This window comes from uncultured Cardiobacterium sp., assembly GCF_938028185.1.
Classification (GTDB): Bacteria; Pseudomonadota; Gammaproteobacteria; order Cardiobacteriales; family Cardiobacteriaceae; genus Cardiobacterium.
This window is the reverse complement of sequence record NZ_CALJAH010000062.1, coordinates 1-1,958: the sequence shown is the minus strand read 5'-3', so window position 1 is coordinate 1,958 and position 1,958 is coordinate 1. Positions and strand designations below refer to the sequence as shown.

Annotated in this window: 2 protein-coding genes; both read right to left on the bottom strand. The window is 60.7% G+C overall.

What is annotated here, in order from left to right; all coding sequences use genetic code 11:
• Positions 1–268: 268 nt before the first annotated feature.
• Positions 269–448, bottom strand: a complete 180-nt coding sequence (locus Q0349_RS02030; protein WP_298079176.1) for a hypothetical protein — start codon at positions 446–448, stop codon at positions 269–271.
• A gap of 21 nt (positions 449–469) precedes the next feature.
• Positions 470–1,729 carry an NAD(P)/FAD-dependent oxidoreductase gene (locus Q0349_RS02025; protein WP_298079175.1) on the bottom strand — a complete coding sequence of 420 codons (1,260 nt, stop codon included), beginning with the start codon at positions 1,727–1,729 and terminating at the stop codon, positions 470–472.
• Positions 1,730–1,958: the final 229 nt, after the last annotated feature.

Here is a 1,958-nt window from a genome sequence, read left to right as displayed (position 1 = left end):
TGCATTTTGCGTGGGTACCCGCCCGCTGCGGGCTTCGCCCTGCAGGGGAGGGAGATTTTTCAATTGTAAACAGCTCCTGGGAGCTGTTTACAATGAGTCATAACACGATGATTTTCTTCGCAGGTTGGGTTAGCGGGGTACAAGCGACTGGAACAGCCCACGTAGCGAGAGAGAGACCCAATGAACCGAATGCTGAACCTGTTCCGTTGTGGTCAGCAAAAAGCCGGATGTCCGTCCGGCTTTTTGATTTTGCGCGAAAACGGCGTGGTTATTTGCTGACGGTGGCACTCATGCCGACGCTGCCATAGATTTCGTTGCTGCCGCTTTCGTTGCTGATGCTGATGCTGTTGCCGCGCTCGTGTTTGGCGGCGGTACTGGCGGAAATGTTATCGCTGTTGGCGCAGCCGCACAGGGCGGCGAGGCAGGTGAGGATGACGAGTTTTTTCATGATGTTGTACTCCGTGGGGGGTTAATCGCGTCGGCCGCGGGGCGGGCTGGGCTGGATGTTCATCCGCATCGCCTGGTTTTTGGTAAGGAAGGCGATGCTCCAGTTGTAGGCGGCGGCGACGCGGTTTTTCATGGTGACCAGCGCAAGGATGTGGACGATAACCCAGATTATCCAGGCGGGGATGCCGTGCAGGCAGCGGCCGCCCGGCATATCGGCCACCGCCGAGAGGCGGCCAATCATCGCCATGTCGCCCTTGTGTTTGTAGGTGAAGGGTTTGTCGCTGTTGCGTCCCAACTGTTTGCCGAGGTATTTGCCCTGGGCTTTGGCGACTTGTCCCAGTTGCGGGTGGCCGTTGGGGTAGTCGGGGTCGCCTTCGACCATGGCACAGTCGCCGAGGGCATAGACGTCTTCGAGGCCGATGACGCGCAGGTTGCGGTCAACGCGCAGGCGGTTGCCGCGTGCGTAGCAGCTGTCGGCGAACCCGGCCAGTTTGACCGCTGTCACCCCTGCCGTCCAGATGAGGCTTTTCGCTTCAAGGGTGTTGCCGCTTTTCAGGGTGATGGTCTGGCCGTCGTAGGCGGTGACGGGGTCGTTGTAGATGATGTCCACCCCCAGTTTTTGCAGGGCGGCAGCGGTGTAGCGCTGCGACACTTCGCGCATCGGCGGCAGCAGCACCGGGTCGGCGGTGACGAGGGTGAGTTTGCCGTGCTCGCCTTCGAGTTCGGGGTAGTCCTTGTCAAAGATGTCGCGCCGCATTTCGGCGAGGATGCCGGTCAGCTCAACCCCGCTCGCGCCGCCACCGGCGACGACAAAGTGCAGGTAGGGCGCGCGTGCTTGCGGCGGCTGGGCGCAGGCGGCTTCCAGTTGCGCGAGGATGTTGTTGCGGATGGCGAGCGCGTCGCCGATGGTCTTCATGGTGTAGGCGTTCTGCTCGACTTCGCGGTTGCCGAAGTAGTTGGGCTGCGCGCCGAGGGCGACGATGAGGATGTCGTATTCGAGGCTGCCGCCCTGTTCGAGGAAGACGCGCTTCGCCTTGGTATCCACGCGGGTGACGGTGCCTTTGCGGAAGCGGGCGCGCGGCTGGCGGTTGAGCAGTTTGCGGAAAGGGTAGCTGATGTCCGACGGCGACATGAAGCCCGCCGCGACCTGGTAGATGAGCGGCGGGAAGAAGTTGTAATTGTTCTTGTCGATCAGGGTGATGCTGTAATCCGGGTTGTGGCCGAGGTCGCGGGCGAGGTTCACACCGGCGAATCCACCGCCGAGGATGACGAGTTTTTTCATGTAATGTCCTTGTGATGCCTGGAAAAACGGGCGCGGATTATACGCCGGGCGCGGCGGCAGTTGGCTGATTTTGGTCAGGCCGGGAAAGCATTCCGTCGTCGCTGACGCGGATGGTTTGCTGTCCCCACCGGCCTGCGACTATTAATAATGACTAGAGGCTGTTTGCAATTCGGTGGATAAGCCCCTCTCTCTTGCTTCGCAAGCAATGCTTGTCGCTGCGCGAGCTGTT